Source organism: Cytobacillus oceanisediminis 2691, from assembly GCF_000294775.2.
Classification (GTDB): Bacteria; Bacillota; Bacilli; order Bacillales; family Cytobacillaceae; genus Cytobacillus; species Cytobacillus pseudoceanisediminis.
Map to the genome: position 1 here is coordinate 3,948,306 of NZ_CP015506.1, position 25,175 is coordinate 3,973,480.

Genomic DNA, 25,175 nt, shown 5'->3' on the forward strand with positions numbered 1-25,175 from the left:
TAATGATTGCTCATACATTTTATCATACTTGATGAGGGGGAGTATGGCATGAAGGTGTATGTCCACAAAAGGGGAATTATTCTGACCGGAAAAGCCTGGGAAGTCCGTGAGAAATTAAAACAATACAGCAGGCAGTACGTTCTTGTAAAAGACTGGGTTGAATCTCAGAACAATATAAAATGATAAGCCTCTAAATTTGAGTATGCCTCATTTGTTTATGTACAATTATAGAAAACACTCAAATGAGGTGGGTACTTGAAAAAGAGAAGACTTGGAAACTCAGACTTGTACGTAAGCGAGCTTGGGCTGGGCTGCATGTCAATTGGCACCAACCCTTCCCAGGCTCAGGAGATTATTGAAGCTGCCCTTGAGGAAGGAATCAATTATTTTGATACAGCTGACTTATATGACTTTGGCGAAAATGAAAAGCTTGTTGGACAATCCTTAAAGAGTGTCCGGGAACAGGTTATCATTGCTACCAAAGCCGGCAACCGCTGGAATAATAATAAAGATGGCTGGAGCTGGGATCCCTCAAAAAGCCACATCAAAGAAGCTGTAAAGGACAGTTTAAAAAGGCTGGGCACAGACTATATTGATTTATATCAGCTTCATGGAGGCACGATTGAAGATCCTATTGATGAAACCATTGAAGCATTTGAGGAACTGAAGGAAGAAGGATACATCCGGCAATATGGCATATCCTCCATCCGTCCAAATGTGATCCGTGAATATGCTTCAAAGTCCTCCATCATTTCGGTCATGATGCAATACAGCATTCTAGATCGGCGACCGGAAGAAGAAGCTTTACCGCTTCTAAATCAAAAAGGCATCAGCGCGGTTACAAGAGGTCCGCTCGCTAAAGGTCTGCTCAGCGACAAAATGCTGTATAAGGCAACGGAGTCAGTTAAAAAGAAAGGCTATTTGGATTACAGCTATGCTGAATTGGAAGAAACGCTTACCAGCATCAGGGAAAAAATTTCGGATGAGCGCTCCATGACTGAGATAGCATTTCAGTATAATCTTGCGGATCCCGCTGTCGCTTCCGTGACGGCAGGTGCCAGCAAGGCAGAGCAAGTTAGAGCAAATGCAAGAGCAATAAGAGCTAATCCCCTGAATAAAGATGAATTGACTATTATTCAATCCATTGCCAAGCTAAACAAATATGAGCAGCATCGATAATAATAGCTTGTAATAATGAGAGTAGAAGGGGCTGATGGAAAGTCAGCCCCTTCTTTTTTTGAAAGATAAGAATATGTAATTTCTGAAGTTAGATAACTGTCCAGCTCAGGCACCATCGGCTCTCGGGCCTAAGCTGCTAAGCGTGCGCCTTCCGCTTTTCTTATTATTTGAACTCTTTCCAGTTAAGATCGCTTTCTCCAAGCAGTTCTTCAAAACTTTTATTTTTTTCGCGCAGTCTTCTTTCCTCTCTTTTTTTGCGCTCATCTTCTTCCTTCTGTTTATCTTCGGCAGCTTTTAATTCCTGCTTTTTCCCTTTTAATTGCTCCATTAAGTCCTGGTTTAGCATATCGCCAAGCGTGACTGGCTTATCGTCTTTTTTAGGCTGGGAATGGTGTTTTTTCTTTTTCATATAATCCCCTCATCAACTAATTTTGCCATTTATTATATCATATTTTTCTATTCATGAAGGAACAGGCTGCATGGCTATTACGACAAATACTCCAGGAACTCAATTCTGTTTCCGAATGGATCATCAACAAAGAATCGCTTCCTTCCTTCTATTGGCGGTTCTTCCTTTATAGCTATCTTCTGCTCTTGGAGACTGCTTCTCAAGTCTTCGAGGTTTTCTACAATGAATCCAGGGTGGGCTTTTTTGGGCGGTAGGAAGCCTTCCTGCACCCCGATATGGATTTCCTGATCTCCGCATATAAACCAGCAGCCACCGCGCTTCTGAAGATTTTCAGGCTTGGGAATTTCCTTCAGTCCAAGCTGCTCACCGTAAAATTTCCTCGCTGCATCCTCGCAGCCTTTTGGAGCTGCCAGCTGGATATGATCGATTCCTTTAAATGAAAAACTCATTTTTTCTCCTCTTTTCTTTCAACCTCTTATTAAGAGGCCTATTTCTATTTCTCATTAGTTGTTTGCACTTTTGAATGCTGCCCGTTGATTTCCGCTGCAGGCACTCAAGCTTTCCCGCGGGGAGGAACGAGAGCCTCCTCCCGCAGGACATTGAGTTATGTGCAAATATAAACACTGAAATTTATTAAAAACAATTCAAAAATAATGAAAAGCACAGCATGCAGCTGTACTTTTCAAAAGAAATTAATAAGCTTCTGTTACAACGTTTTCATCAATTTGCAATTCAGGTTCTGTTGAATTGATTATGTCCTCGATTGTGAAGCCTTTAGCGACTTCAACAAGCTTCAAACCAGAATCAGTGACATCGATGACTGCCCGCTCAGTTATAATGCGGTCAACAACGTTTTTTCCTGTTAAAGGCAGGCTGCATTCTTTAAGGATTTTCGAATCTCCATTTTTATTGGTGTGGTCCATGATGACGATGATTTTATTGGCGCCATGAACCAGATCCATTGCACCGCCCATTCCCTTGATCATTTTCCCGGGAATCATCCAGTTTGCCAGATCCCCTTTTTCAGAAACCTCCATGCCGCCGAGAATGGCAATATTCACATGGCCTCCCCTGATCATCGCAAAAGATTCAGCACTATCAAAATAGGAGGCCCCCGAAATTGCGGTAACTGTTTCTTTTCCTGCATTAATTAAATCCGGATCAACTTCGCTTTCGGCAGGGTATGGTCCAATTCCCAGTAATCCATTTTCAGATTGAAGGACTACTTCTTTATTATCAGAAATATAGTTTGCAACCAATGTCGGCATGCCGATTCCCAAATTAACGTAAAAGCCATTTTCAATTTCTTTCTCAGCACGTCTGGCAATTTTCTCGCGGACTGCTGCTTTATCGTTACTCATGAGTCCCTCTCCTTCCGTCCGTATCTATTTCTTCACAGTCAGTCTTTCAATGCGCTTTTCCTGTTTTCCCTCAATCAGCGACTGGACATAGATGCTCGGCGTATGAATATAGTTAGGATCCAATTCACCAATTTCATAAAGTGTCTCCACTTCTGCAATTGTCACTTTGCCTGCTGCTGCAATCATCGGATTGAAGTTCCGGGCAGTTTTGTGATATACAAGATTGCCCATTTTATCGCCCTTCCATGCTCTTACAAGGCTGAAGTCTGCTTTCAGTGCCTCTTCAAGTAGATATTCCTTGCCGTCAAAAACCTTGGTTTCTTTCCCCTCTGCAATCGGTGTGCCTACTCCTGCCGGCGTATAAAAAGCAGGAATGCCGGCACCGCCTGCACGAATTTTTTCCGCCAGCGTTCCTTGAGGCAGCAGCTCTACTTCAATTTCGCCTGAAAGAACCTGTCTCTCAAACTCTTTGTTTTCGCCGACATAAGAACCGACCATTTTCTTAATCTGTTTATTTTTTAATAGCAGCCCAAGCCCCCAATCATCAACACCGCAGTTATTTGAAATGACAGTAAGGTCCTTGACCCCTTTATCAACTAAAGCAAGAATAAGGTTTTCAGGGATTCCGCACAGACCGAAGCCGCCAACCATAAGGACAGCGCCATCATGAATTTCCTGAACTGCTTCACTGAAGGAAGTACAAATTTTCTTCACTTCAATCACTCCTTTCATTGAAATACTCAATTTTTTTGCTTTTCATTTATTTTCGATATTCCTATGCAAGCTCCACCACCGTGGCTACCCCCTGGCCACCGCCGATGCATAGAGTTGCAAGGCCTTTTTTCGCCTGTCTTTTTTGCATCTCATGAATAAGAGTTACAAGAATTCTTGCACCGCTTGCGCCGATTGGATGTCCGAGCGCAATTGCCCCGCCATTTACATTCAGAATCTCCTTGTTAAAACGAAGCTCCCTGTCAACTGCGAGCGACTGGGCTGCAAATGCTTCGTTTGCTTCAATAAGCTCCAATTCATCCATGGAAACAGAAGCCTTTTCAAGAGCTTTTTTTACCGCAGCAACAGGGCCAATGCCCATGATGCTTGGATCCACACCTGCACTTGCATTTCCTTTAATCGTTACTAATGGCTTAAGTCCAAGTGCATCTGCTTTCTTTTTGCTCATAACAAGCAATACCGCAGCACCGTCATTAATCCCGGAAGCATTACCGGCTGTTACGCTGCCGTCTTTCTTAAACGCCGGGCGCAGGCCTGCGAGCTTTTCAGCATTCGTCCCTTTTTTTGGATACTCGTCTGTATTAAAAACAATCGGATCCCCTTTTCGCTGAGGAATTTCCACAGGAACGATTTCATCATTGAATTTTCCTTCTTCAATTGCCTTTGCCGCCTTTTCCTGGCTGGCTGCTGCGAATTCGTCCTGTTCTTCCCGGCTCAGCTCGTATTTAGAGCAGAGATTCTCAGCAGTAACTCCCATATGGTAATCATTAAATGCACACCAGAGCCCGTCTGATATCATCGAATCTATAAGCTTTTGATCTCCCATTTTAAAGCCATTTCTTGCATTTTTCAGTATGTAAGGAGCCTGACTCATATTCTCCATGCCGCCAGCAATCACCGCTTCTGCATCACCGGCTAAAATGGCCTGTGCAGCTAAATGAACTGCTTTCAGCCCGGAACCGCAGACCTTATTAATCGTCATTGCGGAAACGCTTTCATGAAGGCCCGCTTTAAGAGCTGCCTGCCTTGCCGGATTCTGTCCCAGACCTGCCTGCAGGACATTCCCCAGGATTACTTCATCTATCTGATCCGGTGTTACACCTGCTTTTTCAAGTGCGCCTTTTATCGCAATCGCCCCAAGCTCTGGTGCTGATACGTCTTTAAGGCTTCCATTAAAACTGCCGATTGCTGTCCGGACAGCGCTGACTATTACGACTTCTGTTTGTGCCATCTCTCTCATCCTTTCAAAACATCTCTCTGCTTATATTCGTGCCAAGATCTCAAAATCCCTTTTATTTTGTCAAAATTTTTATTATTCTTGCAATCAAAAATGCTTTCCTACTACAATAAATTCAAGGGATTTAACACACTTGAGAAAGCGCTTACCAGGCACAATCTAAAATATGAAACGGGAGAGGAAAACATGACGCTTGCAATTCCAAATAAAGTAACCATCATTGAAGTGGGTCCTCGGGATGGACTTCAAAATGAAAAGTCCTTTGTACCCACCGAAGTCAAGAAAGACTTTATTAGAAGTTTAAAAAATGCAGGATTAACAGAATTGGAGCTTACTTCATTTGTGTCTCCTAAGTGGGTTCCGCAGATGGGGGATGCAGCTGAAATTACGGCAGATTGCCTTGATGCAAATACAAGGGATATCGTGCTGGCCCCAAACCGCAAGGGCATTGAAAGGGTATATATGACTGAATGCCGGGCCGTTGCCGTTTTCGTCGGTGTAAGCAATACATTTAATAAGAAAAATATTAATAAATCCACTCAGGAAAGCATGGATGAACTAAAGCCGATTATCGGAGAACTGAAGGAGAAAGGTTACTTTGTCCGCGCCTGCATCTCTACGGCATTTCATTGTCCGTATGAAGGAGCAATCGACCCTGAAGATACAGTTGGGCTATGCCGTCAATTTGTTGACGCAGGGGCTGATGAATTAAGCGTGGCAGATACAATCGGGATGGCTGCTCCCCATGAATCGCACGGGCTTTTTTCCCGTTTAAAAGAAGAGTTTCCAACTACCCTGCTGACTGCACATTTCCATGACACAAGAAAAATGGCCCTCACTAATATTTTTGCAGCCTTACAGGCAGGTGTCGACCGCTTTGATACTTCCGCCGGAGGACTTGGCGGATGCCCATTTGCCCCGGGCGCTGCAGGCAATGCGGCAACTGAAGATGTTGTGTATATGCTAGAGCGTATGGGAATTGAAACCAATGTTAATCTTGATCAATTACTTGAAGCGGTAAAAATTGTTCAGCCTCATCTTTCCAGGCCGATTGAAAGCACCTATTTCAGGCTGAACGCTCAAACTGTTCAATAGCAGCTTCTTAAGATGAATAATACGCCCTTTCTTATAGCATCTTATTAGATGAAAGCAACTGCTAAAGCAGCTGACGAACTCAAATCAGCTGAAGCCTATTAGAAGGGGGATTATCCGATGAGCCAAAAACGCGATAAAGGATATAGCCAGAAGGGAAAGCCGAATTCCGATACAGTAAACCAGACGATTGCTGCCGAGGATTTAGAAAAGGCAATTCATCCAACTAAAAGACAAAACGCAAAGCAATAAGCCGCCGAAAAGCGGCTTTTTTCATGCCGAGATTCCTTCTGAAATTTCTGCATGTCCCGGCTCACATCTCTGTTTTAATTTTATCCGGAATGGTAAAATAAAGAAAAAAGATGGAGGGATGGGTTTGAGAAGGTTTTTACGTTATTTATTTTCCATCGTACTCTTTCTTTCATCACTCGGCGTCTATTTTACCAATAGGCTTATGTTTATGAGAAAGAAGGAAGATGACTTTATTTTAGAAAGGGAGAAGGAGTCCGGCAGACTTGATCTTATCAAGTATGAAAGCCTGCCAAAAAGAGAAGTGCTTATTCCCTCCCCATTTGGCTATAACTTAAAAGCTGTGGCTGTCGAACCGCATAAAAATAGTCGCTATATTGTTATTTCCCACGGGGTTACGGAAAATAAAATGAACTCGATTAAATATATGAACCTTTTTTTAGATCGGGGATTTAATGCGGTTATCTATGATCATCGCCGCCACGGAGAATCCGGAGGAAGAACGACAAGTTACGGACATTATGAAAAGTTTGATTTAAAAGCAATTATTGATTGGCTTAAAGCGGAAAAAGGGCCAACTATTCAGATTGGCATTCATGGCGAAAGCATGGGAGCTGCTACAATGATCCTCTATGCGGGAATGCTCGAAGACGGTGCCGACTTTTACATCGCCGATTGCCCTTTTTCAGACTTTAAAGAGCAGCTGGCTTACCGTCTGAAAGCAGAAATGAGGCTGTCTCCAAAGCTCTTTTTGCCTGTTGCCGATCTATTTCTGCGGATGCGTGAGAAATACTCCATCGCAGATGTATCGCCTATTTCTGTAATTGAAAATATAAAGAAACCCATCCTGTTCATACACAGTGAAAAAGATGATTTTATTTTGCCGACCATGTCCGAGGCTTTATACGAGAAGAAAAAAGGCCCTAAACAACTTTACCTTGCTGTCAATGGAATCCATGCCCAATCCTTCAATGAAAACAGAGAAGATTATGAAAAAGTCATCGACGAGTTTTTGGATCAGTATGTCAGCAGCAAAGATACTTTATCACAATAGAAACAGCTGGCTTCAATGTGAGCCAGCTGCTTCATATAGGATCCTCTAATTTTTCTTTTTCTTTATGATTTCCTTGCCCTCTGCCGACAGCCCTCTTGCAGTATGAAAATCTCCCATTTTAAAATAATAGCGTTTGTTTTCTTTTTTAATAATAGCCGCTTCTTCAAATTTCTCTTCCTTGCCGGCCACCTCTACTTTTTTTATATCTCCGCTCTGAATCTCGCCAAAAATAATCGGTAATCTGTTTTCTAATTTACCTTCCTTATCGTAATCATAAAAAGTATCTTTATAAACGGTCATATGTTCATTCTCATAATATTCCCAATGGTTATGGCCTTCATTTTTCCAGCCTTTTTTGTCACTGCCCTTCAAATAGGCAGCCGCCATGGCCTCGACCTCGTTTTGTCCATCATTCTGCTGCGTTAAATACAGCAGTATGACTCCATCTTTTACTTTTTCTTTATGTAAGACTTCTTTTACGTTGAATGGAATTCCATCATCAATCGCCTGGCCCATTGTTGCTGTACTGCACCCTGACAGCATCAGGAAAGCTGCCGCCAGCAAAAATAACTTCTGCTTCATTCGAATCTCCCCCCATCAGCACTCTCTCTTCACCAATAATGACAAAACATCTTTGTTATTGTTATTCTATTTAGCCTGTAACCTTTTACTAATATATTAAAACCTTATTTTCCAGAATTTTGGAAGGGTATTTTTACCTATGTAACCTATTAAAAAAGACCGCCTTCCCTCAGCGGCCGCCTGCTACATCATTATTTTGTTTTATCAATAAAGCTCATCCTAGGGTTTAAATACTGATTTGGGCTTTTTAACTGAAAGCAATTTGCTTTCACTGAAAAGTCTATTGTTAAATCGTCATCCAAAAATACTTCCTTTGATTTTTCCGCATATATGCTGCCAGCGTTCGTTTTAATTTCCCTGTCATCTTCATCCAGGTCATTAACAAGCCAGAGAGCCGTTACCCCGCTTACTACACAGCCGCAGCCATCTATATCATACTTTAGTTTTATGAATCCATCTTTGCCGGCAATCCGTTCGGACAATTTTTCAGCCGCCAATTCAGTTAATGCAATTTCCATGTTTAAAACTACCTCCCCTTTGCATATGCTGTATTTTAACACAGATAGGAATAACATGCTTCTGAAAGAGACAGTTGCTTATTCAGCCACCAAAATGTGAAAGGATGATTGGATATGTCAAAGGCGCAGATTAAAGTAATGGATAATGGATCGCTGCGTGTAACAGGTGATGTAGAGTTAATTGATATGGATGGCAATAAATTTGAAACAAAACAAACCTTCTCCCTTTGCCGCTGCGGGAGGTCCCAAAAAATCCCATTTTGTGACGGCACTCATAAAGGAACTTTCCAATCCTGTGTCCGTGCGGAGAAAGCTCTCGACGACAAGCAATAAGGGTGGAAAACGGGGACAGTCATCCCCGTTTTTTTTCATTTTTTATTCCTGCGGGTGTTGCTCTTTCATCCTGTACAATCCCCTGTAGCATTTCCCGGTCCCTGTCCGTACTGTCTTCTCCTGCCCCTGGTGCGATATTAGCCATCGGCAGCTGTTCCAGTTCTTTTCCTCTAGGCATATTTCTTACACCCCCTGCTGTTAAGGTGCTTCCCGCGCCCAAAAACTACCCGTTTTAATTTCATCCAGTTCAGACAGCTCTATTCTTCCGTGAACCGCGCATCCGCTATAGCGTTAATGGAAATACGGTGAATCTCCCCAAATCGATCAACAATATGAAGCTTTTGGCCAAGTTCATCCCAGTAATGGATGCTCCCGATGACCAGTTCATAATTTCTGCTCCTGTAATGAGTAAGTGTAACGCTTTTTTGAAATTCCATTGCCTCCGAAAGAATTTCATTCATATATTCAAATTTCTGCTCATCCAATTCCCGCTTTTGCTCGTACGTATCTTCCTCTGCCCAGTCTCTCAAGAGCTTTACATGTTCCGGCAGCATCATAGAAGTCCATTTTATTCTGCCCCGATCGCGAATCATGAGCTGACCCCCTTTTACATTTTATGGCCGCCAACCAATGTCGCACGGTGCTTGGCGGTTCCTGCGCTTGTATAAGAGACGGCTCTTAGCAAAGCTCCTCCTCCAAACTTGGAGCGGATCCGGTCCACTGTGTAGCCGAGCTCCCTTTTTTTCCAGCCATCCAAATCGAACAGATTCAGCTGCATTTCGCTGTCATCCGTAATATTGCCGAGGGAAATGGAAATCTGACGCACTGTTTTGCCCTCATAATTCTCGTCAAAAAGCTCGAGGCAAACGCGATAAAGATCCATCGTAATATTGGTTGGCTGGTCAACTGTCCTTGAGCGGTAAAAGCCTCCTCCAAATTCATCCTGGCTGTAGCCAAGGCCAAAACTGATGGTCCTTCCGGCTTTGCGGTGGCTGCGGGCCCTTCTTGCCACTTCCTCACACATCTCAAGGACCACATGCTTAATTTCCTTTTCCTCTTTATAATCCCTCAGTAAAATCTGGCTTTTCCCAAAGCTGATCTGCCCTTCCATGATCGGTGCCCCTATTTCCGACAGATCAATACCCCATGCATGGTGATAGAGCTGATTGCCCATAATCCCAAACTTTTTTTCAAGCTTAGCCAGATCATAGCGGGCAAGCTGTCCAACTGTAAAAATCCCCATTCCATTCAATGTCTTTTCAACACGGCGGCCGATGCCCCACATTTCCCTTAAAGGGGATACATTCCACAGCTTTGCTTTCACATCTTCGTACGTCCATTCAGCAACCCCCTTTTTTTTCGCCTCAAGATCCAGGCAGAGCTTTGACATAAGCAAATTAGGCCCTATTCCTATGGCACAGGGGAGCTGAAATTCCCGTTCAATATCATCTTTTATTTTCCAGGCAATTGTCTGGGCATCACCCCAGAGATGCACTGCACCGTCTACCTTTATAAAACTTTCATCGACACTGTAGGTATGGATGGCTTCCTTGGGGACATAACGGTTAAACACCCTGGTGATTTCAGTGGAGATTCTTAAATAAGTCGCCATTTTCGGCTCCTCAATTCTAATGCGCGGATCATTTGGAACCTCAAAAAGGCGGGCCCCTGTCTTTATCCCAAACTCTTTTTTCATTCGCGGAGAGGCAGCCAGAACAACGCTGCCCTTCCGTTCCACATTCCCGGCAATTACAAGATAGCAATCAAGAGGATCCAGACCAAGCATGACAGCAGAACAGCTTGCATAAAAGCTCTTCATATCAACACACAAAATTTGATTATTCGGCATTGCGCTGTAATCAACCATGACATCGACATCCTCCTTCAGAAAAGCGCAAGGCGCCGTACCTGCTTATGCTGGCCGGCAGCTCCTGAATCCAATAAAAACAAACAAGAACATCCGTTCTATATATGTATACCCATTATATTAAGCGAATATGCGTTCGGTTTCAATGGAAATTTTACGCGTTTTTTCTTAAAACAGGTTCTTTTGCCAGGTGCCGATATTACCAGAAGCCAGTATAATCAGCTTGAGGTGCAAAAATAATGAACAAAAAACTGATATATAAAATGGTTCAAAACTGTTTAAAGCAATATAACGAGGACAGCCATTCCATTTCGTTTGAGAGCAGGGAATTTGCAGAGATATTCAATAAAGTAATAGAGGAGAAAAATAAAGAAGCAGACAGCGAGCTGCATGAAATAGTAAATGATGTGGTATACGGGTATATTACTGGTTCACCATATTTTTGAATGAAAAAGAAGCCAAAGCGATTGAACTATACCCTAGATAGTGGACACTGATAAAAAAGTGCCCCTTTCTGGGGTTTTTTGTGTTTCAATAGTTTTAATGAATAAGGCGGAGGATTTTTTATGAGTAAGAATATCTATAATGAATTCCAAATGAAAGAGCTTGAAAAGAATCCTAATGTTTTGAGGGCTTCTGAGAGGTCAATCTCCTATAGTTCTGAATTTAAGATAAAAGCAGTGGCGGAGTACAAAAGTGGGAAAACACCATCGCAAATCTTTATTGAACAAGGCTTTGATCTCGAGATGATTGGCAAGGAACAGCCAAAACGTTGTCTTAAGCGTTGGAGAGAAACATTCGAAAGGTTCGGGGAGGAAGGTTTCCTTACGGAACGTCGAGGTAAAGGGAGCACTGGACGTCCTTCTTCTAAACAACTTTCCATTGAGGAGAAACTAAGGAAGGCTGAGGCAAGGATTAAATTCCTTGAGGCAGAGAATGACTTCTTAAAAAAGCTGGAAGAACTAGAAAGGCAGGCGTTGATGAAGAAACGATTCTAACGGCAGCTGAGAAGTTTTCTTTAATTGAGAAAACCATCAGAACATATCAGTTGAAAAAATCTGTTTCCTACCTGTGTGAACTGGCAGGCGTAAGTCGAAGTGGCTACTATGATTGGCTGAAGGCAGCGCAATTACGGGCACAACGTGACGAGAAGGATCAATTGGATATAGAGTTAATTCGAGAAATATTCATAAGTAAAAAAGAAAAAGTAGGTGTCCTCCAGATCAAAATGATTATGGAGAATGATTATTCATCGGTAATGAACCACAAAAAGATTAGGCGTCTGATGGCAAAATATAATCTTGTAACAAAAGTAAGGAAAGCCAATCCTTATCGTAAAATGGCTAAGGCAACCCATGAGCATCGATCTTGTCCCAACCTCCTTAACCGAGAATTTAATCAAGAAGAACCAGGAAAAGTCCTGCTTACTGACATTACTTATCTCTATTTCGGAAAGGGACAAAAAGCATACTTATCCTGCGTAAAAGATGGAGCTACCAAAGAAATTGTCGCTTATCATCTATCCACTTCGTTAGAAATGGATATTGTATATAAGACGCTTAAAAAGTTAAAACAAGCTGTTGGCGATCATTTTCATCCAGAAGCCATACTGCACTCTGACCAAGGTTTCCACTATACCCATCCCCAATTCCAAAGCAAAGTAAAAGAACTTGGCTTAATACAATCGATGTCCCGAAAGGGAAACTGTTGGGATAACGCACCAATGGAAAGTTTCTTTGGGCACTTTAAGGATTTAGCAGAGTATAAATCATTAGATAATTTAGGAGATGTTAGAAAAGAAGTGGATCGAGTGATTGAGGAATATAACCAGCATCGTTATCAATGGGGCTTAAATAAAATGACCCCGGAGCAATACCGGGGCCATTTACTAGCCGCATAGGCGCTTTTTAAACTGTCCGTAAATCGGGGCACAGTTCAATTGCTCCGGCTTCTTTTCATTTCTGATTGAATGCACGTTTTCCAATTTTTTCGAAAAGCCCTGGAAAAAGTGTATAGACGATGCTTCCCGCATTCATCCACCGAGGAAGATTAATTTCCCTGACCGGCCGGAGCATTGCATTAACTACCTTGAGCGCAACATATTCGGGCTTAAGCATAAATTTGCTGACATTTTTCACATATGTGCCTTTTTCATCGGCAATATTGAAGAAGTTTGTCTCAATCGGTCCGGGATTAACAGCAGTCACAAAGACATTGCTGTCAGCCAGCTCCATCCGAAGGCTGTTCGTATAGCCAAGAACAGCATGCTTGGTTGCGGAATAGACACTGGATTTCGGTGTGGCAATTTTGCCCGCCTGTGAGGCGATGTTGATAATATGGCCGCTCCTCTGCTTCCTCATCACCGGCAGCACCATGCTGGTGCAAGCCATTAAACCAACTACATTTACATCAAACATTCCCTTTATTTCTTCAACGTTTGCTTCATGCGCTTCCCGGAAAACGCCGAACCCGGCATTATTCACAAGAACATCTATATGATCAAACCGGGCAAGTACCTCGGAAAAAACAGCCGAGACCTCGTCAGTGTCCGAAACATCAAGTTTATGTATGTAAACATCCACTGAAAAACGCCTCAGCAAATCTGCCTGCAGTTCCTGCAATTTGTCAAAACTGCGGGCAAGAAGGACAAGGTTCGCTCCCCTCTCGGCACAAAGGACAGCCATCTGGGCCCCGATCCCTCCGGATGCACCTGTAATAATCACATTTTTATTCTTTAATCTGTCTGACAAATCAAACCACCTCTTTTGATGCGGAATACAAGAATGCTTCCTCCTCTTTATTTATATAAATCTCTCCTATTGAATGTAAATAGTCAAGCTGAGCAACCGTTTCGGAAATCGTCAGGGAAAGCTCCTTCTCATAAACTTTCGGAAAAAGGCGGCGGCACACTTCAAAAACAGTGAGCGATTCGGACTCGAGCCATGCCTTTACTTTCATTGCCCGCTCATGCTGCCGGCCAAGCCTTTCGTTTATTAACTCATTCACATTTGTAATATCCTCGCCATGTCCAGAGTAAAAAAGGGATATTGGAAGCTGCTGCAGCTTTTTCAGCGACTCATTATACTGAATCTGCGGCTTTGGCCGTTCCGTATTGCCGGGAAGCGGCGGCTCCAGGATGGGATTAGGAGAAATGTGTGCAAGCAAATGGTCTCCTCCAAGAAATACACCATCTTTCTCCCTGAACAAACCTATATGGCTCTGTGCATGCCCGGGTGTCTCCATTACCGTCCAATCGTCCAGCCCTTCAGGCTGCCTGCCTTCCTCCAGTTCGCCCGTCAGAGTACGATTGCAGGAATAGCGCAGAGTCTTTTTCATCTTATTTATAAAGGAAAAATAACTTTCAGGAATCCCAAATTCATTGAACAGTTTTATGTAAAATTCATCATGAAATTTTAGAAATTGGTCCGTCCGGGACAGCCACCTTTGGTTAACCCGGTGCCCGAACAAATCGAGATTATCAGGGAAAAAGTCAAGCAGCCCGGCATGATCGGGATGATGATGTGTGAGGACAACCTGTTCAAAATCACCGGGAGTTAAATTCAGCTCTTTAAGCTGGGATTTTAAGGCTTCCCATGCTTCATCCGTTTTAGGGCCGGCATCAACAAGAGTCAGCTTTTCCCCTTTCACTGCATATACATTAACGTCACCGACAGGAAAAGGTGTCGGGATAACAAGCTTTGCAATTCCATTCTTCCAATTTGCCATTTTAACAATCCCCCTAAATCACTATATTTAAATAAAATAAAGCTGTTTTTTTATATACTTCCGCAGGCCATCCAAGTCATACAGTCCATATGCCCTTTAGATAAACCAACTTGTTTTACCCTTAAAATATCAGCATTTGCCATGCGTACAAATTACCGAAATTCCATAACATAATTTAGAAATCTTCATATATAAAAATAAGTGTACCGTTCTTTTTATCAATTGTCATTATTTTCACATAACTTTTGCACATTATTAATATTTTTTAGGAAAATACTGCTTGACAAATAAGCGTGTCTTCTTGCATAATCACAATTAAAATTTGATTTCACAAACCAAGCTGCACTATTGGACAGCAGGAAAATAGCGATGAATAAGATTAGTAAATGGAAAACGGCGAAAGAGAGTGAAGCTCAGCGGCTGAAAGGCTTCACAGTCCACTTGACCATTGAACCTGCCTTATGAGCTGTTAGGAAAACCTAAACGCACCCCCGGCGTTATCGGGATCGAGATGCCTTTTCAAAGACAGCGGATGCAGCAGGCATGCTGCACTCAGAAGGAAAGGCAATGAAGGTGGTACCGCGGAAGCATAGTCTTTTCGTCCTTTACTGGATGGAAAGGCTTTTTTTATTTTAGTCAGCCGGCATTTGGATCAATAAAGGAGGAATAACAGCAAATGAAAAAATTAGTTATTGTTGGAGCAGGATCAATGGCAGAAGCGTTAATATCAGGAATGATTGAAAGCCGGCTCATAACCGGCAGCAATATTTGGGTCACAAACAAATGCAGCAGGGAAAAGCTGCAATCCATGCAAAAAGCCTATGGCGTTCAGACAACTTATAATCACAGTGAACTGTTCAGGGGGGCTGAAACGGTTATTTTAGCGATGAAGCCAAAAGATGCAGCGGATGCCATTACTCTAATAAAACCTTATTTACAGGAAGATATGCTGATCATTTCTGTTCTGGCAGGCGTTTCAATCGAAAGCATTGAACTATTGGCGGAAAAAAAGCTGCCAGTCGTGAGAGCCATGCCGAATACATCGGCAGCCGTCGGAAAGTCAGCGAGCGCCTTATCGGCTAATGAAAGAGTGACCAAAGAACAGATGGAAGCAGTAAGAGGCATTTTTGATACAGTGGGAAAGTCAGCGTTTGTTGAGGAACGTCAGCTCGATGCCGTGACAGGTCTGTCAGGCAGCGGACCAGCGTATATTTATTATCTTGCAGAAGCCATGGAAAAAAGCGCGGAAGAAATCGGGCTCGAAAAGGAGATGGCGAAAGAATTCATCATCCAAACCCTCATCGGGGCAGCCGAAATGCTGGCCAGGTCGGCCAAGGATCCTCAGCAGCTTAGGAAGGAAGTAACAAGCCCCGGCGGCACCACAGAAGCAGGTGTAAAAGTGCTTGAAGCAAACGGGGTGCAGCGAGCCTTTATTGAATGCATCAAGGAAGCGACAGCCCAATCCAGACGGCTTGGCCAAAGCTTCAGCAGCACAGTGAAAATTTAGCTAGGGGCATCTCCCCTGTAATTACGTCTTCTTATTGCAAACTATGAAAAAAGGATGAGAAACACGCAAATGCTCACTATTCTATTAAGCGCAAGCCTCCTTGTATGGATTGCAGTACTAATTGATGCCGTTCTGGGACTAAAAAGCCTGGACCGCCTTGAAGGTAGCAATACGATGACTGATGGCCCTCTTCTTTCTATCATAACAGCGGCAAGGAATGAAGAAGCCAGGCTTGAGGAGAGCTTAAAAACCCAGCTGCAGCAAAGCTATAAACGCATTGAATGGATATTGGTCAATGATCGTTCAACCGACAGCACAGGAAGCATCATGGACCGCCTCCAGAAAAGTGATTCAAGGGTTAAGTGTATCGATATCAAGACTCTTCCCAGTGGATGGCTTGGAAAAAACCATGCCCTTTACATGGGATATTTGGAGTCATCAGGGGAATTAATTTTGTTCACAGATGCTGATGTATTATTTAAAAAGGACGCCCTCAGCAGGGCGGTTCATTATTTTAGTAAGAATGACCTTGACCATTTAACCGCGGCACCGAGCTTGATGGGAAGGAGTTTCTGGCTCAACACGTTCATTGCTTTTTTTCTTTTCGGTTTTTCCTATTATAAACGCCCCTGGCTGGCGAACAATCAACGTTCCAAAACCGGCATTGGCATTGGGGCATTTAACATGGTATCCAGGCAATCCTATGAAGCAATCGGAACACATAAAGCAATAAGAATGCGGCCTGATGATGATTTAATGCTTGGAATGAAAATAAAACAAAATGGCCTCAAACAGAAATTTGCAACGGCGATGGACCTGATTGAAGTTGAATGGTATGAAAGCTTAAAAGAGGCCTTCAAAGGATTGGAGAAAAATACTTTTGCAGGCCTTCATTACCGGGTTAGCATGGTTCTGTTTGCAATTGCCGGCACATTCATTTCTCAGGTGCTTCCCTTTATCACAATTTTTTCAGCCGAAAAAGTTATTTTCAGTTTAAGCCTTGTAAACATCATTTTTTTAGCAGTTGTTTATACAATTATTACAAAAAGAATGTCCAAATTTTCCCCGCTTCTGTTTGTTGTATTTCCAATTACAGCTCTCCTGTTTATTTATTCCATACTTCGTGCCAGCATTCTAACCTTTGTAAGGGGCGGCATTGTCTGGAGAGGTACATTATATAGATTAAGCGAACTCAGGAATAAACGCTGAAGTAAGCAAACACCTTCCTAAGTGCATGTTCTTTTTCATTTGCGGAATCGCCTGATATACTTAATATTTAGGATAGCGAAATAAGGAGGCATTGATTATGGAAACAAAGCTTTTTTCCCCTTTAACAATTAAAGGAATCACCTTTAAGAACAGAATTGTTATGGCACCGATGTGCATGTACTCAAGCCATAATGAAGACGGCATGGTTGAAAACTGGCACCGGACACATTATACGAGCCGGGCTGTTGGCCAGGTGGGATTAATCATCCTGGAGGCAACTGCTGTAACTCCGCAGGGACGTATTTCTCCGCAGGATCTGGGAATATGGAACGATGACCATATCGCAGGCCTGAAAGAATTAACCGGGCTAATGAAAGAACACGGGGCATTAGCTGGGATACAGCTTGCACATGCCGGCAGAAAAGCGACTGTCGAAGGGGAAATTCTCGCCCCATCAGCTATTGCTTTTAATGAAAAAATGAAAACACCTAAAGAAATGACAAAAGAAGAAGTGTCTGAAACTGTGGAGGCATTCAAAAAAGGGGCTGAAAGGGCGAAGAAAGCCGGCTTTGAAGTAATTGAAATTCATGCGGCACACGGCTACTTGATCAATGAGTTTCTTTCACCGCTAAGCAATAAACGAAGTGATGAGTATGGGGGATCAGCCGAAAACCGCTACCGTTTCCTCCGTGAAGTCATTGAAGCAGTTAAAACCGTTTGGGGTGGGCCTTTGTTTGTTAGAGTATCAGCACATGATTATCATGATGAGGGGTTAACTGCAGAGGATTATGCAGAAATGGGAAAATGGATGAAGGAGCAGGGAGTGGATCTTATTGACGTAAGTTCCGGAGCGGTAGTGCCGGCTAGAATAAATAGCTACCCGGGCTACCAGGTCAAATTCTCTGAAACCATTAAGGAAGGTGCCAATATTCAGACTGGTGCAGTCGGGCTAATTACATCCGGCCTGCAGGCAGAAGAAATTCTGCAAAACGGACGGGCAGATTTAATCTTCATTGCGAGGGAATTGCTGAGGGACCCTTATTGGCCTCGCACAGCAGCAAAGGAACTTGGAGCAGCAATTGAACCACCTAAGCAATATGAACGCGGCTGGATTTAAAGAAAAGCAGAAGCACCTTGCCCACGAAGGAACGCAGACTAAGAACGCCACATCCTCCCAAAAAGCTGCCGCTTTCGGATGTGCGATCGCTGCCGCAACTTTCCTTGACCTGCGGCAACGTCTGCATGACCCCCATCGTGGGGCCTCACCTCGAGGGGGCAGGCTGCTTGCGCTAGACAGCTCTCAAGGTATACAAAGTTATAAATTCTGAAATTAAAATAAAGAAAAGGGATGGCGGTTCGCCATCCCTTTTCTATTAAATAATCTGCAGTGAATCAAGGAATACAATGATGATAACCAAAGGCACTACATAACGCAAAAGGAAATACCAGGCGGAAAAGATTCCATTCAGCGATTTTGAACCTTGAATCAATTCATTTCTCAGCAGATCCTTCTTCATTTTGTATGAAACAAAAATAGAAATGAAGAGCGCCCCTACCGGCATTAATACATTGCTGACAAGAAAATCAGCACTGTCAAATATCGTTTTGCCGAAAATTGAAATATCTGATAGGCTGCTGAAGGAAAGTGCAGATGGGACTCCTACGATAAAGATTGCCAATCCTGTCAGCCAGGCTGCACGGATTCTGCCTCTTCCCTCCTTATTCGTCAGAGCAGCCACCACTATCTCAAGCATTGAAAAAGCGGAAGTTAAGGTTGCAAATAGAAACAGTGCAAGGAATAAGAGCAAGAACACTCGTCCGAACAGAATCTGATCAAAAACAGATGGCAGAACAATGAACAATAAACCAGGACCTGCAGCCGGCTCAAATCCCAGTGAGAAAACGGCCGGGAAAATAGCCAATCCAGCTAGAATAGAAATAAACAAATTCATTCCGACAACGGAAAAGGCCGGCTGCATCAGATTTTCATTTTTAGATAGATAAGAGCTGTAAGTTACCATAACCGATACCCCGACACTTAGAGAGAAAAACGATTGACCCATCGCATAAAGGACGGTTTCAGACGTCAGATTTGAAAAATCAGGCTTTAAGAAGAATGCGACGCCTTCCATGGCATTTTCCAGTGTTAGGGATCGTGCAATCAAGATAATAAATAAAAGGAACAAAGCCGGCATCATAATTTTGCTGACCTGCTCGATACCCTTCTGGATACCTTTAGCAACCACTAAAACAGTTATTAATAAAAAGAGCCCTTGTGCCGCTACAACAGACACAGAGTCTGACACGGATGTGCCAAATAACTCTTCATAATTGCCGGCTCCATTCATAGAACCGGTAACCCCGTATACAATGTACTTCAGAATCCACCCGCCTATTACACTATAAAACGATAAAAGCAGAAAACAGGTAAATACGCCAAGGTAGCCAATCCAGTGCCATTTAGTTCCCGGAGCAATATCCTTGTATGCCGAGATTGCCTCTTTCCCCGTGCTGCGGCCGATCACAAACTCAGCCAGCAAAAGCGGAAAACCAATTAATAGTGAAAATAGCAGAAATAATAATATAAATGCTCCACCACCGCTTGTCCCGGTAACATACGGAAGCTTCCAGATAGCTCCAAGTCCGATTGCCGAACCGGCCGAGGCTAAAATAAATCCTATCTTCGATGACCATTGCTCATTTTGCTGCATGCCTGTACCTCCATAATTTACAATATAGATACTGCCTGGTTCCAGGCGGCGATAAGCTGGCGCCTGGAGCTTTTCTTAATAGAAACCGGCCGGGTTTCCATTTTTTAGAACTTTCCCAAAAAAACAAAAAAGCCACATACTTCAAAAGGGACGCGAATCAGATTCACGCGGTACCACCCTTTTTGAAAGCATGTGACTTTCCACTCGAAATATAACGGATTAACCGTCTTTCCTGCTATAGAGCAGAAAAGATAAGCTCCAAGATGAAATTCATCTTATCTTTGTGCCAGTTTTCACCATCCACTGGCTCTCTATAAACAGGGAGATAAGACTTAATAGAGTCTCTTCATAGCTTTTTAATATAATGTTTTAAAGTATAAGTGTGATTATATTATGCCTGCAGGAAACCGTCAATGCCAAATTTGAAAATTCAATTTTTCCAGACATTACTTTTCGTTCCAAATCCGCCTCCATGCCGCACCCTCACTATCTGCCTTAATCTCGAAAACATCCGGGTTGCTCATCTTCATAAGATGCTCAAAGCCTGCATTTTCATCAAAATAGCGCAGCAGCAAAGTGGATAAATTGCCATGACTGACCAGAACGATATGATTTTCACTGGAAGCGATTAATTCATCCAGCAGGGAAGCAGCTCGTTCCATGCCTGACGAATGGGATTCTCCCCCTTCGAAAACCAGTTCAAAATCGGAAAAGCTTTGCTTAAGCTTCTCCTGCCAATCATCAAAAAGAATGGAGGATAGCACCCTTTCCCCCAAACGGCTTTCCTCCACAATCTCAAGGTTTCTCGACTGTGCAAGCGGCCGGATAGTTTCCATCGCCCGCACAAAAGGGCTTGAATAGATGCGATTAATTTCCTTGTCTTTAAAGAAATCAATTAATTTTAATGCCTGTTCCCTTCCGCTTTCTGTCAATCTGGCAGAGAAAGGCTGGCCCTCAGCCTTTGCATGGCGCACGACATAGAAAGTTTTCAATTAATTCACCTCTCCTTTATCAAGCGGTATATGAATTTCTTTAAAGTCCTCAGCAATTACCGTATTGGGGAAAATTGTCTGCGATTCCTTCACAAGCTGTTCCCAATCCTGGCGTTCATATCGTGAACTGATATGATTCAGACAAAGCTTCCTTGCATTCGCCTCACGCGCGACTTTGGCAGCCTGCCGGGTTGTCGAATGGAAATAATCGTGTGCAAGCTTTTCTTCTCCCTGTGAGAAGGTTGCCTCATGAATTAATAGGTCTGCATGAGCCGCTAATTCTATTGCCGCATCGCAAATCCTGGTATCTCCCAGCACCGTGATGATTCTGCCCTTTTGAGCCGGGCCCAGAAAGTTTTTTGCTTCCAGAATACTCCCATTCTCAAGCTCTATGTTTTCGCCATTTTTTATTTTCTTATATATCGGACCCGGCTTAATTCCCGCTTCTGCAAGTTTATCCGCGAGCAATGTTCCCGGACGGTCCTTTTCAGTAACCCGGTAGCCATATGAAGGAATCCCGTGCTCGAGCAAGCGCGCTTCCACCTTAAAGTCTTTTTCATCCAATATAGTGCCATCACTGATTTCAGCAACTTTCAAAGGGTATTTAAGGTATGTACCGCTGACAGAGAGCGAGACTTCAATATATTCTTTCAGCCCTTTTGGCCCGTAGAGAGTCACCTCAGTATCACCGCCCTGAAAAGAGCGGCTGGAGAGCAATCCGGGCAGACCATAGATATGATCTCCATGCAGATGTGTAATAAAGATTTTTTCAATTCTCCTCGGTTTAATGCTTGTATGCAGTATTTGATGCTGGGTAGCCTCCCCACAGTCAAAAAGCCAAATGCTCCCTCTTTCATCCAGGAGCTTTAAAGCCATCGAAGATACATTCCTCAGTTTAGCTGGAATTCCTGCACCCGTTCCCAAGAAAAAAACATCCATTGAAAAAACAACCTCCTTTCCAGCAGTCAGGATAAAAAAATCTGTCAGAGCTTGCCAGTTCGAATATAAACAATATACCACAGCAACTGCGGAATATTTAAATCAATTGTTTTTTGTTTTATTTAACAGGATAGTTCCTGGCCTTTAGAAAGAAACTATGTTAAAAAGGCAAACTTAATATTTGCGAAAATAGCTTTAAACAGATACAATTTTATACTTGTACAGACGTTTTTTGCGAATGCAATATAACAGCTTTTATTCAAGCTGCGGGCGGGCAAATGCCAGTCCAGCCTTACATACAGAAATATTTTCGAAAAGAGGTTCTAGAATCGTGAAATCAAACGAAAAACCGACCGCATTAATAATGATATTTGGGGCAACGGGGGATTTGGCTAAAAGAAAATTGTTTCCCTCACTTTACCGCTTGTACAAAAAAGGCAGGCTGTCTGAACGTTTCGCGGTAGTCGGGATCGCCAGAAGGCCGCTCTCGAATGAAGAGTTTCAGGCAAGTGTCAAAGCCTCTGTTGAGTCAGCTATTAAAGATAACGGAGAACTTGAAGATTTTATTTCTCATTTTTACTATCATTCGCACGATGTAACGGATTCAGGCTCCTATTTGGCATTAAAGAGTGTGGCTGAAAAATTGGATGCTCATTATTCCCTTGAAGGCAACCGCATTTTTTACCTTGCCATGGCCCCTGAATTTTTCGGTACCATTGCAGAGCATTTAAAAGCAGATGGACTGACGGATGTGGATGGCTTTAAGCGCCTTGTCATTGAAAAGCCTTTTGGTCATGATTTGGAATCAGCGAAACAGCTTAATAAGCAAATTCGAAAAGCTTTTTCAGAAAATGAAATTTACCGGATTGACCACTACTTAGGGAAAGATATGGTACAAAATATTGAAGTTATCCGTTTTGCCAATGCCATTTTCGAACCTTTATGGAACAATCGCTACATCTCAAATATCCAGGTTACATCAAGCGAAGTACTGGGTGTAGAAGAACGCGGCCGTTACTATGAAAAAAGCGGCGCCCTTCGTGATATGGTTCAAAACCATATGCTGCAAATGGTTGCCCTCCTGGCAATGGAGCCGCCAATCCGCCTGACAACAGATGAAATCAGATCCGAAAAAGTGAAGGTATTAAGAGCCATGCGTCCGCTTGAAGGGGACCAGGTGAAAGAATACTTTGTCCGCGGCCAGTACGGAAAAGGCCAATTAAACGGACAGGAAGTCCCTGCATACAATGAAGAGCCGATGGTGGATGAACAATCAAACACCGAAACTTTTGTAGCTGGCAAGCTGATGATTGACAATTTCCGCTGGGCAGGTGTACCAATCTACATTCGTACTGGAAAAAGAATGGCTGCAAAATCAACGAAAATTGTTATCCAGTTCAAGGATATTCCGATGAACTTATACTATCAGACTGAGCAAACGTTAAATCCGAACCTGCTGGTCATCCATATTCAGCCTGAAGAAGGCATTACTCTATATTTGAATGCCCAAAAATCAGGACAAAACATGGAAGCCACACCGGTAAAATTAAATTTTGCCAACAAAGGCATCGATGACATGAATACGCCTGAAGCTTATGAAAGGCTTTTATATGATTGCATGCGCGGAGATGCAACCAACTTTACCCATTGGGATGAAGTGGCCCTTTCCTGGAGCTTTGTCGACAAAATTTCCGACGTATGGGAAAACACAAAAGAAGCAGGCTTCCCTAACTATGAATCCGGTTCAATGGGTCCAAAAGAAGCAGACCAGATGCTTGAAAAAGACGGTTTCTTCTGGTGGCCTGTAACAGACCTTGATGTTGAACAGTGTTAAATAATTTTCGAACCCCCCTGCCGCGGCAGGGGGGTTCGTTTAGGGGATACCATGATCCGGCTTCCTGCAATTACAAAAAAAAACAGCGCCTTTTGAACGCTGTTTTTTTATATTACTCCATCCAATTTGTATGGAAGATGCCTTCTTTATCTGTACGCTGATAGGTGTGTGCGCCAAAGTAATCACGCTGTGCCTGAAGAAGGTTTGCAGGCAAAGTTTCAGTGCGGTAGCTGTCATAATAGGACAGTGCCGCAGAGAAGCATGGTACAGGGATGCCGTTCTTCACAGCCGTACTGATAATTTCACGGGTAGCATCCTGGTAGCTTTCCACGATTTCCTTGAAATACGGATCAAGAAGCAGGTTCTTTAAACCAGGCTCACGGTCATATGCTTCCTTAATTTTTTGCAGGAATTGGGCACGGATAATGCATCCTCCGCGGAAAATCATCGCAATATCGCCGTATTTAAGATCCCATCCATATTCTTCGGATGCTGCTCTCATTTGAGCAAAGCCTTGTGCGTATGAGCAGATTTTGCTCATGTAAAGGGCTTTGCGGACACTTTCGATAAAGGCTTTTTTATCACCGGTGAATTCCGATGCAGCTGGCCCGCGAAGAACTTTGCTTGCGTTGACACGCTCTTCTTTCATGGCAGAGATGAATCGGGCAAAAACGGATTCAGTAATGATTGGAAGCGGTACGCCAAGATCCAGCGCACTTTGGCTTGTCCATTTGCCGGTTCCCTTTTGGCCGGCTGTGTCTAGGATGACATCTACCAGCGGCTTGCCGGTTTCATCATCTTTTTTCGTGAAGATATCAGCGGTGATTTCAATAAGATAGCTGTCAAGCTCACCTTTATTCCAATCGGCAAATACTTCATGAAGCTCTTCAGCAGTCAAACCAAGCACATTTTTCAACAGAAAATAAGATTCGGAAATCAGCTGCATATCGCCGTATTCAATGCCGTTGTGGACCATTTTCACATAATGGCCTGCCCCATCCGGACCGATGTATGTTGTGCATGCTTCGCCATTAACCTTTGCCGCGATATCTTGAAAAATAGGGGCAACCAGCTCGTAGGCTTCTTTTTGGCCGCCAGGCATAATGGAAGGCCCTTTTAATGCGCCTTCTTCACCGCCGGATACACCAGTACCGATGAAGTGTATGCCCAGCTCGCTTAATTCCTTATTGCGGCGCTGTGTGTCCACAAAGAAGGTATTTCCGCCATCAATCAAAATATCCCCTTTATCCAATAAAGGCTTTAGCTGCTCAATGGTCGCATCTGTCGGGCCGCCTGCTTTAACCATAAGCATGATTTTGCGCGGTTTTTCCAGGGAATCAACAAACTCCTCAATTGTATATGTACCTTTAAAATTTCTTCCTTCGACTTCCTTAAGCATCTCATCCGTTTTTTCGCGTGACCGGTTAAAAACGGATACAGAGTAGCCTCTGCTTTCAATATTCATGGCAAGATTTTTGCCCATTACGGCTAAGCCGATAACACCAAACTGTGATTTCGTCATCTTTTATTACTTCCCTTCCAGCCTTTAAGCGTGTAATTGCTTGTTCAAAAAGAAGATCTTTATTAAGATTATTTGAACATCATCCAATAAAAGAATCCACTTTACTTTAGCAAGATTCCTAT

The 25,175-nt window shown here is 43.1% G+C and carries 28 protein-coding genes and 2 other annotated features; of the genes, 12 read left to right on the plus strand and 16 right to left on the minus strand.

What is annotated here, in order from left to right; translation table 11 throughout:
• The first annotated feature begins 48 nt into the window (after positions 1 to 48).
• Positions 49 to 183 carry a Z-ring formation inhibitor MciZ gene (gene mciZ / locus A361_RS29515; RefSeq protein WP_019380336.1) on the plus strand — a complete coding sequence of 45 codons (135 nt, stop codon included), beginning with the start codon at positions 49 to 51 and terminating at the stop codon, positions 181 to 183.
• 72 nt (positions 184 to 255) lie between these two features.
• Complete coding sequence (locus A361_RS19885) at positions 256 to 1,179, plus strand: aldo/keto reductase (protein WP_009332837.1); 924 nt, start codon at positions 256 to 258, stop codon at positions 1,177 to 1,179.
• Between the two features lie 163 nt (positions 1,180 to 1,342).
• Here A361_RS19885 and A361_RS19890 read toward each other — a convergent pair whose 3' ends face one another.
• The 5 genes from A361_RS19890 to A361_RS19910 form a co-directional block, all read right to left on the minus strand.
• Positions 1,343 to 1,588 carry a YqkE family protein gene (locus A361_RS19890; protein ID WP_009332838.1) on the minus strand — a complete coding sequence of 82 codons (246 nt, stop codon included), beginning with the start codon at positions 1,586 to 1,588 and terminating at the stop codon, positions 1,343 to 1,345.
• Positions 1,589 to 1,665: 77 nt separating this feature from the next.
• Complete coding sequence (locus tag A361_RS19895; RefSeq protein WP_019380335.1) at positions 1,666 to 2,037, minus strand: VOC family protein; 372 nt, start codon at positions 2,035 to 2,037, stop codon at positions 1,666 to 1,668.
• A gap of 243 nt (positions 2,038 to 2,280) precedes the next feature.
• Entirely contained in the window at positions 2,281 to 2,949 is a 669-nt protein-coding gene (locus A361_RS19900; protein WP_009332840.1) for a CoA transferase subunit B, read from the minus strand.
• Positions 2,950 to 2,973: 24 nt separating this feature from the next.
• Positions 2,974 to 3,663: a CoA transferase subunit A gene (locus A361_RS19905; protein WP_019380334.1), complete on the minus strand. Its 690-nt coding sequence runs from the start codon at positions 3,661 to 3,663 to the stop codon at positions 2,974 to 2,976.
• Between the two features lie 61 nt (positions 3,664 to 3,724).
• Entirely contained in the window at positions 3,725 to 4,912 is a 1,188-nt protein-coding gene (locus A361_RS19910) for an acetyl-CoA C-acetyltransferase (RefSeq protein ID WP_019380333.1), read from the minus strand.
• A gap of 192 nt (positions 4,913 to 5,104) precedes the next feature.
• Between A361_RS19910 and A361_RS19915 the strand changes: the two genes are divergently transcribed.
• The 3 genes from A361_RS19915 (at position 5,105) to A361_RS19920 (ending at position 7,313) form a co-directional block, all read left to right on the plus strand.
• Entirely contained in the window at positions 5,105 to 6,013 is a 909-nt protein-coding gene (locus A361_RS19915; protein WP_019380332.1) for a hydroxymethylglutaryl-CoA lyase, read from the plus strand.
• 117 nt (positions 6,014 to 6,130) lie between these two features.
• Positions 6,131 to 6,262, plus strand: coding sequence for a hypothetical protein (locus A361_RS31300; protein WP_019380331.1), 132 nt, complete (start codon positions 6,131 to 6,133; stop codon positions 6,260 to 6,262).
• A gap of 124 nt (positions 6,263 to 6,386) precedes the next feature.
• On the plus strand, positions 6,387 to 7,313 hold the full coding sequence (locus A361_RS19920) for an alpha/beta hydrolase (protein ID WP_009332844.1): 927 nt from the start codon (positions 6,387 to 6,389) through the stop codon (positions 7,311 to 7,313).
• Between the two features lie 45 nt (positions 7,314 to 7,358).
• On the opposite strand, the gene A361_RS19925 is transcribed toward A361_RS19920, so the two are convergent.
• Both A361_RS19925 and A361_RS19930 read right to left on the minus strand, forming a co-directional pair.
• Positions 7,359 to 7,895 carry a hypothetical protein gene (locus tag A361_RS19925; protein ID WP_009332845.1) on the minus strand — a complete coding sequence of 179 codons (537 nt, stop codon included), beginning with the start codon at positions 7,893 to 7,895 and terminating at the stop codon, positions 7,359 to 7,361.
• Positions 7,896 to 8,086: 191 nt separating this feature from the next.
• Positions 8,087 to 8,413: an iron-sulfur cluster biosynthesis family protein gene (locus A361_RS19930; protein ID WP_009332846.1), complete on the minus strand. Its 327-nt coding sequence runs from the start codon at positions 8,411 to 8,413 to the stop codon at positions 8,087 to 8,089.
• Between the two features lie 114 nt (positions 8,414 to 8,527).
• Between A361_RS19930 and A361_RS19935 the strand changes: the two genes are divergently transcribed.
• Positions 8,528 to 8,746 (plus strand): CDGSH iron-sulfur domain-containing protein, encoded by a 219-nt coding sequence (locus A361_RS19935; protein WP_009332847.1) that lies wholly within the window; start codon positions 8,528 to 8,530, stop codon positions 8,744 to 8,746.
• Between the two features lie 19 nt (positions 8,747 to 8,765).
• Here the strand turns inward: A361_RS19935 and A361_RS30595 are convergent, their stop codons facing one another.
• From A361_RS30595 to A361_RS19945, 3 genes are all read right to left on the minus strand, one after another.
• Positions 8,766 to 8,924, minus strand: coding sequence for a hypothetical protein (locus A361_RS30595; protein ID WP_019380330.1), 159 nt, complete (start codon positions 8,922 to 8,924; stop codon positions 8,766 to 8,768).
• Positions 8,925 to 9,003: 79 nt separating this feature from the next.
• A complete protein-coding gene (locus A361_RS19940; RefSeq protein WP_019380329.1) occupies positions 9,004 to 9,339 on the minus strand; it encodes a YolD-like family protein in 336 nt (111 codons plus the stop codon).
• Between the two features lie 14 nt (positions 9,340 to 9,353).
• Entirely contained in the window at positions 9,354 to 10,613 is a 1,260-nt protein-coding gene (locus tag A361_RS19945; RefSeq protein WP_009332850.1) for a DNA polymerase thumb domain-containing protein, read from the minus strand.
• Positions 10,614 to 10,852: 239 nt separating this feature from the next.
• Between A361_RS19945 and A361_RS19950 the strand changes: the two genes are divergently transcribed.
• Both A361_RS19950 and A361_RS29520 read left to right on the plus strand, forming a co-directional pair.
• Positions 10,853 to 11,059: a YqzH family protein gene (locus A361_RS19950; RefSeq protein ID WP_009332851.1), complete on the plus strand. Its 207-nt coding sequence runs from the start codon at positions 10,853 to 10,855 to the stop codon at positions 11,057 to 11,059.
• A gap of 120 nt (positions 11,060 to 11,179) precedes the next feature.
• Positions 11,180 to 12,513 (plus strand): IS3 family transposase gene (locus A361_RS29520; RefSeq protein ID WP_099049178.1). Its coding sequence is split into 2 segments (ribosomal slippage): positions 11,180 to 11,552 and positions 11,552 to 12,513, totalling 1,335 coding nucleotides; the frame shifts between segments, so codons are not numbered across the junction.
• Positions 12,514 to 12,568: 55 nt separating this feature from the next.
• Here A361_RS29520 and A361_RS19965 read toward each other — a convergent pair.
• Complete coding sequence (locus A361_RS19965) at positions 12,569 to 13,363, minus strand: SDR family NAD(P)-dependent oxidoreductase (RefSeq protein WP_009332852.1); 795 nt, start codon at positions 13,361 to 13,363, stop codon at positions 12,569 to 12,571.
• A gap of 1 nt (position 13,364) precedes the next feature.
• Positions 13,365 to 14,339: an MBL fold metallo-hydrolase gene (locus A361_RS19970; RefSeq protein WP_019380216.1), complete on the minus strand. Its 975-nt coding sequence runs from the start codon at positions 14,337 to 14,339 to the stop codon at positions 13,365 to 13,367.
• Positions 14,340 to 14,699: 360 nt separating this feature from the next.
• Positions 14,700 to 14,948 (plus strand) — a binding site (T-box leader).
• Between the two features lie 67 nt (positions 14,949 to 15,015).
• Here A361_RS19970 and proC point away from each other — a divergent pair.
• The 3 genes from proC to namA all read left to right on the plus strand — a co-directional run bounded on the left by proC (position 15,016) and on the right by namA (position 18,172).
• Entirely contained in the window at positions 15,016 to 15,846 is an 831-nt protein-coding gene (gene proC, locus A361_RS19975; protein WP_019380214.1) for a pyrroline-5-carboxylate reductase, read from the plus strand.
• 69 nt (positions 15,847 to 15,915) lie between these two features.
• A complete protein-coding gene (locus A361_RS19980; protein WP_019380213.1) occupies positions 15,916 to 17,055 on the plus strand; it encodes a glycosyltransferase in 1,140 nt (379 codons plus the stop codon).
• A gap of 97 nt (positions 17,056 to 17,152) precedes the next feature.
• Positions 17,153 to 18,172: an NADPH dehydrogenase NamA gene (namA, locus tag A361_RS19985; RefSeq protein WP_019380212.1), complete on the plus strand. Its 1,020-nt coding sequence runs from the start codon at positions 17,153 to 17,155 to the stop codon at positions 18,170 to 18,172.
• 256 nt (positions 18,173 to 18,428) lie between these two features.
• Here the strand turns inward: namA and A361_RS19995 are convergent, their stop codons facing one another.
• The 3 genes from A361_RS19995 to rnz all read right to left on the minus strand — a co-directional run bounded on the left by A361_RS19995 (position 18,429) and on the right by rnz (position 21,697).
• Positions 18,429 to 19,766, minus strand: a complete 1,338-nt coding sequence (locus A361_RS19995; protein ID WP_009332857.1) for a sodium-dependent transporter — start codon at positions 19,764 to 19,766, stop codon at positions 18,429 to 18,431.
• 143 nt (positions 19,767 to 19,909) lie between these two features.
• Positions 19,910 to 20,125: a binding site (T-box leader), on the minus strand.
• Between the two features lie 87 nt (positions 20,126 to 20,212).
• Entirely contained in the window at positions 20,213 to 20,758 is a 546-nt protein-coding gene (locus A361_RS20000) for a histidine phosphatase family protein (RefSeq protein ID WP_009332858.1), read from the minus strand.
• A complete protein-coding gene (rnz, locus tag A361_RS20005; RefSeq protein WP_009332859.1) occupies positions 20,759 to 21,697 on the minus strand; it encodes a ribonuclease Z in 939 nt (312 codons plus the stop codon).
• A gap of 331 nt (positions 21,698 to 22,028) precedes the next feature.
• Between rnz and zwf the strand changes: the two genes are divergently transcribed.
• Positions 22,029 to 23,531 carry a glucose-6-phosphate dehydrogenase gene (zwf, locus tag A361_RS20010; protein ID WP_019380210.1) on the plus strand — a complete coding sequence of 501 codons (1,503 nt, stop codon included), beginning with the start codon at positions 22,029 to 22,031 and terminating at the stop codon, positions 23,529 to 23,531.
• A gap of 112 nt (positions 23,532 to 23,643) precedes the next feature.
• Here zwf and gndA read toward each other — a convergent pair whose 3' ends face one another.
• A complete protein-coding gene (gndA, locus tag A361_RS20015; protein WP_009332861.1) occupies positions 23,644 to 25,053 on the minus strand; it encodes an NADP-dependent phosphogluconate dehydrogenase in 1,410 nt (469 codons plus the stop codon).
• Positions 25,054 to 25,175 lie beyond the last annotated feature (122 nt).

Bases quoted from the DNA above. Each gene is read 5' to 3' on its own strand.
- A361_RS19950 (WP_009332851.1), top strand. From the start codon at position 10,853: ATGAACAAAAAACTGATATATAAAATGGTTCAAAACTGTTTAAAGCAA.
- namA (WP_019380212.1), top strand. From the start codon at position 17,153: ATGGAAACAAAGCTTTTTTCCCCTTTAACAATTAAAGGAATCACCTTT.
- A361_RS19890 (WP_009332838.1), bottom strand. From the start codon at position 1,588: ATGAAAAAGAAAAAACACCATTCCCAGCCTAAAAAAGACGATAAGCCA.
- gndA (WP_009332861.1), bottom strand. From the start codon at position 25,053: ATGACGAAATCACAGTTTGGTGTTATCGGCTTAGCCGTAATGGGCAAA.
- A361_RS19895 (WP_019380335.1), bottom strand. From the start codon at position 2,037: ATGAGTTTTTCATTTAAAGGAATCGATCATATCCAGCTGGCAGCTCCA.
- A361_RS31300 (WP_019380331.1), top strand. From the start codon at position 6,131: ATGAGCCAAAAACGCGATAAAGGATATAGCCAGAAGGGAAAGCCGAAT.
- A361_RS19915 (WP_019380332.1), top strand. From the start codon at position 5,105: ATGACGCTTGCAATTCCAAATAAAGTAACCATCATTGAAGTGGGTCCT.
- A361_RS19910 (WP_019380333.1), bottom strand. From the start codon at position 4,912: ATGGCACAAACAGAAGTCGTAATAGTCAGCGCTGTCCGGACAGCAATC.
- A361_RS19945 (WP_009332850.1), bottom strand. From the start codon at position 10,613: ATGGTTGATTACAGCGCAATGCCGAATAATCAAATTTTGTGTGTTGAT.
- A361_RS19980 (WP_019380213.1), top strand. From the start codon at position 15,916: ATGCTCACTATTCTATTAAGCGCAAGCCTCCTTGTATGGATTGCAGTA.
- mciZ (WP_019380336.1), top strand. From the start codon at position 49: ATGAAGGTGTATGTCCACAAAAGGGGAATTATTCTGACCGGAAAAGCC.
- A361_RS19940 (WP_019380329.1), bottom strand. From the start codon at position 9,339: ATGATTCGCGATCGGGGCAGAATAAAATGGACTTCTATGATGCTGCCG.
- A361_RS19935 (WP_009332847.1), top strand. From the start codon at position 8,528: ATGTCAAAGGCGCAGATTAAAGTAATGGATAATGGATCGCTGCGTGTA.
- A361_RS19925 (WP_009332845.1), bottom strand. From the start codon at position 7,895: ATGAAGCAGAAGTTATTTTTGCTGGCGGCAGCTTTCCTGATGCTGTCA.
- A361_RS19970 (WP_019380216.1), bottom strand. From the start codon at position 14,339: ATGGCAAATTGGAAGAATGGAATTGCAAAGCTTGTTATCCCGACACCT.
- A361_RS19900 (WP_009332840.1), bottom strand. From the start codon at position 2,949: ATGAGTAACGATAAAGCAGCAGTCCGCGAGAAAATTGCCAGACGTGCT.
- proC (WP_019380214.1), top strand. From the start codon at position 15,016: ATGAAAAAATTAGTTATTGTTGGAGCAGGATCAATGGCAGAAGCGTTA.
- A361_RS19995 (WP_009332857.1), bottom strand. From the start codon at position 19,766: ATGCAGCAAAATGAGCAATGGTCATCGAAGATAGGATTTATTTTAGCC.
- A361_RS30595 (WP_019380330.1), bottom strand. From the start codon at position 8,924: ATGCCTAGAGGAAAAGAACTGGAACAGCTGCCGATGGCTAATATCGCA.
- rnz (WP_009332859.1), bottom strand. From the start codon at position 21,697: ATGGATGTTTTTTTCTTGGGAACGGGTGCAGGAATTCCAGCTAAACTG.
- A361_RS19930 (WP_009332846.1), bottom strand. From the start codon at position 8,413: ATGGAAATTGCATTAACTGAATTGGCGGCTGAAAAATTGTCCGAACGG.